The 8003-nt window shown below is 67.8% G+C and carries 6 protein-coding genes; 4 read left to right on the top strand and 2 right to left on the bottom strand.

Annotated elements, in window-relative coordinates:
* From AC1DQP_RS12835 to AC1DQP_RS12825, 3 genes are all read left to right on the top strand, one after another.
* Positions 1-660: large ribosomal subunit assembly factor BipA (locus AC1DQP_RS12835; protein WP_478051729.1), on the top strand; the 660-nt coding region annotated here is incomplete at its 5' end.
* 12 nt (positions 661-672) lie between these two features.
* Positions 673-1158, top strand: coding sequence for a DUF2127 domain-containing protein (locus tag AC1DQP_RS12830; protein ID WP_256776233.1), 486 nt, complete (start codon positions 673-675; stop codon positions 1156-1158).
* Positions 1159-1214: 56 nt separating this feature from the next.
* On the top strand, positions 1215-2840 hold the full coding sequence (locus AC1DQP_RS12825; RefSeq protein WP_457318458.1) for an amidase: 1626 nt from the start codon (positions 1215-1217) through the stop codon (positions 2838-2840).
* A 121-nt stretch (positions 2841-2961) separates the two neighbouring features.
* Here the strand turns inward: AC1DQP_RS12825 and AC1DQP_RS12820 are convergent, their stop codons facing one another.
* Positions 2962-4101, bottom strand: coding sequence for a mechanosensitive ion channel family protein (locus AC1DQP_RS12820; RefSeq protein ID WP_478051728.1), 1140 nt, complete (start codon positions 4099-4101; stop codon positions 2962-2964).
* 135 nt (positions 4102-4236) lie between these two features.
* The gene (locus tag AC1DQP_RS12815; RefSeq protein WP_457318460.1) at positions 4237-5634 is read right to left on the bottom strand and encodes a class II 3-deoxy-7-phosphoheptulonate synthase; all 1398 of its coding nucleotides are present in this window, start codon (positions 5632-5634) and stop codon (positions 4237-4239) included.
* Positions 5635-5856: 222 nt separating this feature from the next.
* Between AC1DQP_RS12815 and AC1DQP_RS12810 the strand changes: the two genes are divergently transcribed.
* Positions 5857-7983, top strand: coding sequence for a TonB-dependent receptor (locus AC1DQP_RS12810; RefSeq protein WP_478051727.1), 2127 nt, complete (start codon positions 5857-5859; stop codon positions 7981-7983).
* The last annotated feature ends 20 nt before the right edge of the window (positions 7984-8003 follow it).

The raw sequence follows: 8003 nt of genomic DNA, 5'->3' as shown, positions 1-8003 counted from the left end.
GAAGTGATCATCAAGCAGATCGACGGCCAGGCCATGGAGCCGATCGAACAGCTGGTGGTGGACATCGAAGAGCAGCACCAGGGCGGCGTCATGGAAAAGCTGGGCACCCGCAAGGGCCAGCTGAAGAACATGGAGCCGGACGGCAAGGGCCGTGTGCGCCTGGAATACCAGATCCCGGCCCGTGGCCTGATCGGCTTCCAGAACGAGTTCAAGACCCTGACCCAGGGTTCTGGCCTGCTGTTCCACGTGTTCGACCATTACGGCCCGAAGGAACAGGGTTCCATCGCCAAGCGCCAGAACGGCGTGATGATCGCCAATGCTCCGGGTGCTACCCCGGCGTACTCCCTGGGGCCGCTGCAGGAACGCGGCAAGCTGTTCGCTGCGGAAGGCGACAATGTGTATGAAGGCCAGCTGGTCGGCATCCACTCCAAGGACAACGACCTGACCGTCAACGCGATCAAGACCAAGCCGCTGACCAACATGCGCGCCTCGGGCAAGGACGATGCGATCCAGCTGACCCCGGCGATCAAGTACTCGCTGGAACAGGCCCTGGACTTCATCGAGGACGACGAGCTGGTCGAAATCACCCCGAAGGAAATCCGCCTGCGCAAGAAGGGGCTGACCGAAAGCGACCGCAAGAAGGCGTCGCGCGGCGGCTGATAGGATCCTGTCGTGACCGACAAGCCCTACAACCCGGATCCGCACAAGCATCCGGGTCTGCACCTGATCGCCTTGCTGGAAGCCAGCAAGGCGGCCTTGGCGCTGTTGGCGGCGACCGGGCTGGAAATGCTCGGTCCGCAGCCGTTGCGGGATGCGGTCAATGCCCTGATCCGGCGTTTCAGCCTGGACCCGGATCACGGCACCCTGCCCTCGCTGCTCAACATGATCAGCCCCGACGCGGTGCACCTGGCCGCCGCGGCCATGGTGGCCTACGGGGTGCTGCATCTTTTCGAGGCCTGGGGCCTCTGGCGTGCCAAAGCCTGGGCCTCCTGGCTGGGCTGCGTCACCGCCGGCATCTACCTGCCGTTCGATATCTACGCCATCGTCCGTCACCCTGGCTGGGCTTCATGGTCGGTCCTGGTGATCAATCTGATCGTGGTCGGCGTGCTCGCCCGCGATATCCGCAAACGCCACCGCAAGCTCAACGCCCTGCACTGAGTTGCCAAGCGTGGCACCGGCTGGTTAGCCTGAGCGCCGGTTCCCGGGACACCCTCATGCGTCTGACGCTGACATCGATGCTGATGCTCATGTCACTGTGTGGCTGCGCCCCTGCGCCGGCACCGGTGCATGCCAGCGAAGCGCGCGCCGCCCTGCCGACGACGTCACTCGATTCTCCCTTCCTCTATGCCGAGACCGACATCGCCGATCTGCAGGCGCAGATGTCTGCCGGTGCCCTGGACAGCGTGCATCTGACCGGCGCCTATCTGGAACGGATCGCACGGCTGGATCGTGCCGGTCCACGCTTGAACGCGGTGATCGAACTCAACCCCGACGCCCTCAAGGAAGCGGCCGCGCGCGATGCCGAACGCCAGCGCGGACAACTGCGCGGGCCCCTGCATGGCATTCCGCTGCTGCTCAAGGACAACATCGGCGCACGCCCGATGAGCAACAGCGCCGGCTCGTTGGCACTGGCCACGTTCCGCCCCGACGATGCCTTCCTGGTCACCCGCCTGCGCGCGGCCGGCGCGGTGATCCTGGGCAAGACCAACCTCAGCGAGTGGGCCAATTTCCGCTCCAGCCAGTCGATTTCCGGCTGGAGTGCGCGCGGCGGGCAGACCCGCAACCCCTATCGCCTCAGCCACAACCCCTGCGGCTCCAGCAGCGGCAGCGCGGTGGCCGTGTCGGCCAACCTGGCCGCTGCGGCGGTCGGTACCGAGACCGACGGCAGCATCGTCTGCCCGGCGGCGATCAACGGCGTGGTCGGACTCAAGCCGACCGTCGGACTGGTGAGCCGCGAAGGCATCATCCCGATTTCCTTCAGCCAGGACACCGCCGGCCCGATGGCGCGCAGCGTCGCCGATGCCGCCGCGCTGCTGACCGCGATGGCCGGCCGCGACGCGGCCGATCCGGCCACCGCGACCATGCCCGGGCGCGCGGTGTACGACTACACCTCACGGTTGAATCCGGACAGCCTGCGCGGCGCCCGTATCGGCGTGCTGTATGGCCCGCTCGACCAGCTGCCGGGCATCGGCCCGGCGCTGCAGCACGCCATCGCCGTGCTGCGCGAGGCCGGCGCGGTGGTGGTACCGGTGCAGCTGCCGACCCAGGGCCAATGGCAGGACGCCGAACGCCTCGTGCTGCTGCATGAGTTCAAGGCCGGCCTGCAGCGCTATCTGACCACCTACAAGGCCCCGGTGCGCGACCTGGACCAGGTCATCGCGTGGAACCGTAGCCACGCCGACAAGGAGCTGCTGCCATTCGGCCAGGACCTGATAGAAGCGGCGGCGGCGGTCGGCGGGCTGGGCAGCCCAGAGTACATCGCCGCCCGCACCGAGGCGCGCCGCCTGGCCGGTCCGGAGGGTATCGATGCAGCGCTGCGCGCGCAACAGTTGGATGCCCTGATCGCACCGACCACCGGCACCGCCTGGCCGATCCGCGCTGGCGCCGGCGACGACTTCCCCGGCGAGAGCTACAGCGCTGCTGCCGTGGCCGGTTACCCGAGCTTGAGCGTGCCGATGGCCCACGTGAACGGCCTGCCGCTAGGCCTGCTGTTCATGGGCACCGCCTGGAGCGAGCCGCGCCTGATCGAGCTTGCGTACGCCTACGAACAGCGCACGCGCGCCCGGCGTCCGCCGCGCTTCAAGACCGACAGCCTGCTGGCCAACCCCGGCCCACCCTGAGCGGTTCGGTAGTGCCGGCCGCTGGCCGGCTCTGCGTGACACCCGACGCTGCGAGGAGCCGGCCAACGGCCGGCACTACCGGGACGCGGGGACGCGGGGACGCGGGGACGCGGGGACGGCATTATCCGTTGGTGGGCTCTGGAAGGATGGCCGGCGCGCCGTCTTCGGCGCCCGGCGAACGGACGTCCTCGGCCGGCGTCGAGCGCGGCCGCTGCACCGGGTCGGGTTGCTGCAACAGCTCGGCGCGGGTGCGCGGCAGTGCCTGTGGGTGCTCGCGCGCCAGGAAGTCGAGCATGCGTTCGCGCACGATGCAGCGCAGGTCGAAGGCATCACCGGAACTGCGCGCACTCACCAGCAGGCGCACCTGCAACGTGTGCTCGGTGGTCTCGGTCACCTGGGTCACGCAGACCCGTCCATCCCAAAGTGATTCGCCCTTGCAGATGCGTTCGAGCTCGGCGCGTATCGCCGGGATCGGGGCCCGATAGTCCAGCCACAGGAACGCGGTGCCGAGCAGATCGGCGCTGCGGCGTGTCCAGTTCTGGAACGGGTGCTCGATGAACCAGGTGAGCGGCACCACCATGCGTCGCTCATCCCAGATCCGCACCACCACGTAGCTGCTGCCGATCTCCTCCACCCGGCCCCATTCGCCTTCCACGATCACCACATCGTCCAGCCGGATCGGTTGGGTCAGCGCGATCTGCAGGCCTGCGATCAGGTTGCCGAATACCGGCTTGGCCGCGATGCCCGCCACCAGGCCGATGATGCCGGCCGAGGCCAGCAGCGCCGTGCCGATCTGGCGCACCATCGGGAAGGTCAGCAGGATCAGCGAGACGCCGACCAGGATGATCACGCCCATCAACACCCGGCTGAGCACGCGGGTCTGGGTCTGGATGCGCCGTGCTTCCAGGTTGTCGGCCACTTCCATCGGATTGTCGCGAAGGATGGCGTCCTCGCCGGCGGCGACGGCACGCACCAGCAGCCAGATCACGCAGGCGGTCAGGCCGATGTGCAGCAGGCGCAGCGACTGGTCCAGCCAATGGCCCTGCAACGGCGTCGCCTCCAATGCAGGAATCAACACCAGCAGCGGCAACGCGAACGCCATCGGGCGACTGATCACCCGACCGATGCGCGCGCGCCGGTAGTCACGCCCCTTGAGCCTGCGGGTCAGTGCCATCAACAACCACCACCCGGTGAGTCCCACCGCCAGCGCGATGCCGATCGGCCACAGATACAACGCCGCTTGCTGCCAGTCCACCCTCACTGCACGCTCCAGCGATCTTCCAAGGAAGTCGACAGCGTGCCTGCACGGCCATTACCCGCATGTCAGGCGAATGTAAGCCGCGCGTGGACAACGCCCTGTTGGCGCAGCCACCACGCGCGGCTGGGCAGCGTAGCGTCAGGCCGCGTAAAGCTGCTGCTTGCGCACGATCGCCATGGCGATCTCCAGCGACTGGTCGTAGTTCAAGCGCGGGTCCACCGACGAGCGGTACGCACGTTCAAGATCGCGCTCGGTCAGCTCGCGTGCGCCGCCGGTGCATTCGGTCACATCCTCACCGGTCAACTCCAGGTGCACGCCCCCCAGGCGGGTGCCGGCCGCGGCGTGCAGGTCGAAAGACAGCTCCACCTCGCCCCGCACGTTGTCGAAGCGACGCGTCTTGTAGCCGTTGCTGGTGCTTTCGGTATTGCCGTGCATCGCATCACACACCCACAGCACGCGGCGGCCATCGCGCTTGACCGCGTCCAGCAGCGGCGGCAGTTTTTCGGCGATCTGCGCCGCGCCCATGCGATGGATGAAGCTCAGGCGACCCGGTTCGTCATCGGGGTTGAGCACGTCGATCAGGCGCAGCAGCTGGTCCGGCTGCACGGACGGGCCGACCTTGATCGCGATCGGGTTGCGCACGCCGCGCAGGTATTCCACATGCGCGCCATCCAGTGCAGCGGTGCGCATGCCGATCCACGGGTAATGCGTGCTCAGGTTCAACCAGCCGTGCTGGCGCGGCACCTGGCGGGTGAGCGCCTGTTCGTAGGGCAACAGCAGCGCTTCGTGTGACGTGTAGAAATCGATCCGGTTGAGGTTGTACACCTGCGAACCGGACAGGGTTTCCATGAAGCGCACCGCGTCGCCGATCGAGGCCACCATCTGCTGGTAGTCGCTGGCCAGCGGTGAATGACGCACCCACTCCAGGTTCCAGTACTCGGGATGGTGCAGGTCGGCGAAGCCGCCGTCGATCAGGGCGCGCACGAAGTTCATGGTCATCGCCGAGTGCGCATGGGCCTGCAGCATGCGGCGCGGGTCGGGCAGGCGCGCGGCCTCGGTGAACTCCGGCGCGTTGATCACATCGCCGCGGTAGCTGGGCAGGGTCACCCCGTCGCGGGTCTCGGTATCGGCCGAGCGCGGCTTGGCGTACTGCCCGGCAAAGCGGCCGACGCGGATCACCGGCTTGCGCATGCCGTGCACCAGCACCAGGCTCATCTGCAGCAGCACCTTGAGCCGGTTGGAGATGGTGGTGGATTCGCAGTCGCTGAAGTTCTCGGCGCAGTCGCCGCCCTGCAGCAGGAAGCGCTTGCCTTCCTGGGCGTCGGCCAGCTGCTGCTTGAGCGACAGGATTTCCCAGGAGGTCACCAGCGGCGGCAGACGCTTGAGTTCGTGCAGCGCCGCGTCCAGGGCCAGCGGGTCGGGATAGGTCGGCATCTGCAGCGCGGTCTTGCCGCGCCAGCTCTCCGGCGACCAGGCAGCGCTGTCGGCGGCGGCAGTGGCGGCAGGATCGACTACGGGCGGTGCGGACGGGCTCATCACAGACTTCCGAGGGGGTGGGGACCCGCCATGGTCGCAGAGCGCGTCGCTGGCGCAAAGCGTCTGCTGCGCAACGGCGCCAGCTGAACGGTGGAAAACGGACGGCGCCCGTCGCCCGGAACGGCATTCCCGCCGGACGCTGGACAGGCGCATGATTTGTTACGGAGTAACACTCGCCAGGCCGCCCCCCTCCCCCCACGCCCAGTCAATCAAGTGCTCCCCATGAAGCCATCCCTTCTTGCCAGCGGTATCGCCTTCGCCCTGGCGTTGGCCAGCCTGCCTGTCCTGGCTGCCCCGGCCGACACCGCCACCCCGGCAGTCACCGACCTGGACGCGGTCACCGTCAGCGCCCAACTCGACCTGGCCCGCAACGCCCTCTCCCCCGATATCGGCAGCAGCCAGTACCAGATCACCGCCGAGGACATCCAGAAGCAGCCGCTGGGGGCATCGGCCCCGCTCAGCCAGGTGCTGCTGCAGGCCCCTGGCGTGGTCCAGGACAGCTACGGCGGGGTCCACGTGCGCGGCGACCACGCCAACCTGCAGTACCGCCTCAACGGCGTGCTGCTGCCCGAATCGATCTCCGGCTTCGGCCAGACCCTGGACGCCCGCACCATCAAGAGCATCCGCCTGATGGACGGCGCACTGCCGGCCCAGTTCGGCGAACGCACCGCCGCCGTGGTCGACATCACCACCCGCAGCGGCGCCGAGCTGGGCAATGGTGGCAGCGCCGGCATCACCGCCGGGTCGTTCGGCACGATCAACCCCAACGCCTCGTGGTGGGGCAACCAGGGCCGCTGGAGCTGGTACCTGACCGGCAACTACAACCAGAACGAGGTCGGCCTGGAAAACCCCACCGCCTCGCGCCGGCCCGATCATGACGACACCCACCAGGGCAAGGCGTTCGCCGACCTGACCTACCTGGTCAACGACACCACCCGCCTGAGCCTGTTCGCCGGCTTTGCCAACAACCGCTTCCAGATCCCGGTCAACCCCGGCCAGACGCCACAGTTCGGCTATCTGGATACCGTCCAGGCCGACTCGGCACAGCTGGATGAAACCCAGCGCGAGACCACCCGCTTCGGCATGCTCGTGCTGCAGGGCACGCTCGGCCAGACCGCCTACCAGGTGTCGGCCGGGCAGCGTTACAGCGACCTGGCCTTCAACCCGGACGTGGCCGGCGACTTGATCTTCGATGGCGTGGCCTCACGGGTGGACCGCAACAACCGCGCCAGCACCGTGCAGGCCGATTTCTCGACGCCGCTGGGCGACAACCACACCCTGCGTTATGGCCTGTACGGCAACAGCGAACGCGCGCGCGCGGGCAGCACCGCCTGGGTGTTCCCCGTCGACGCCGACGGCAACCAGGCCAGCACCACCCCGATCGTGATCACCGATGCCAGCGCCTTCCATGCCAGTACCGCGGCGGCGTACGTGCAGGACGAATGGCGGGTCGGCCAGGACTGGACGGTCAACTACGGCCTGCGCGCAGACCGCTACAAGGCCTTCGGCGGCACCGAAGGTCAGCTCAGCCCGCGCCTGGGCGTGGTCTGGAACGCCAGCGACAGCACCACCGTGCATGCCGGCTACTCGCGCTACTTCACCCCACCGGCCAGCGAGCTGGTCGCCAGCAGTGACATCGCGCGCTACGACGGCACCACCAACCAGCAGCCGACCGTCGGCAGCACCACGCCGTTGTCCGAACGCAGCGACTATTACGACGTGGGTGTCTCCCAGCAGGTTGGCGAGCACCTGACCCTGGGCCTGGACGCGTACGACCGCAAGGTCGACCGCCTGCAGGACGAAGGCCAGTTCGGCGCGGCCTACATCTACTCCACCTTCAACTACCGCTACGGCCACGTGCACGGCGTGGAGTTCAGCGCCGACTACAGCAATGGCCCGCTCAGTGCGTATTTCAATGCGGCTTACAACAAGGCGATGGGCAAGCAGGTGATCACCGGCCAGTACAACCTGGACCCGGAAGCGCTGGCCTACGTGGAGGACAACTGGATCCACCTGGACCACGACCAGAAACTGACATCGTCCGGCGGCGTCAGCTACGCCTTCGCCGGCCACAACCGGGTCGGGGCGAACTACGTGTATGGCAGCGGCCTGCGTTCGGACATCGAGGGCGTGCCCAATGGCGGTGCGCTGCCGTCCTACCTGCAGGTCAACCTCAGCGCGGCGCACGACTTCAACGCCGACAGCGGCCACCCGCTGCACGCGCAGTTGGCGCTGGTCAACGCACTGGACCGCAGCTATCAACTCCGCGACGGCGGCGGTATCGGCGTGTTCGCCCCGCAGTGGGGTCCGCGTCGCGGCGCCTACCTGAGCCTGCAGCAGGACTTCTGAACGACTGCGCCCGCCAGCAC

The sequence above is a fragment of the Stenotrophomonas sp. P5_A8 genome (assembly GCF_056400545.1).
This window is presented reverse-complemented; position numbering and strand designations above follow the sequence as displayed.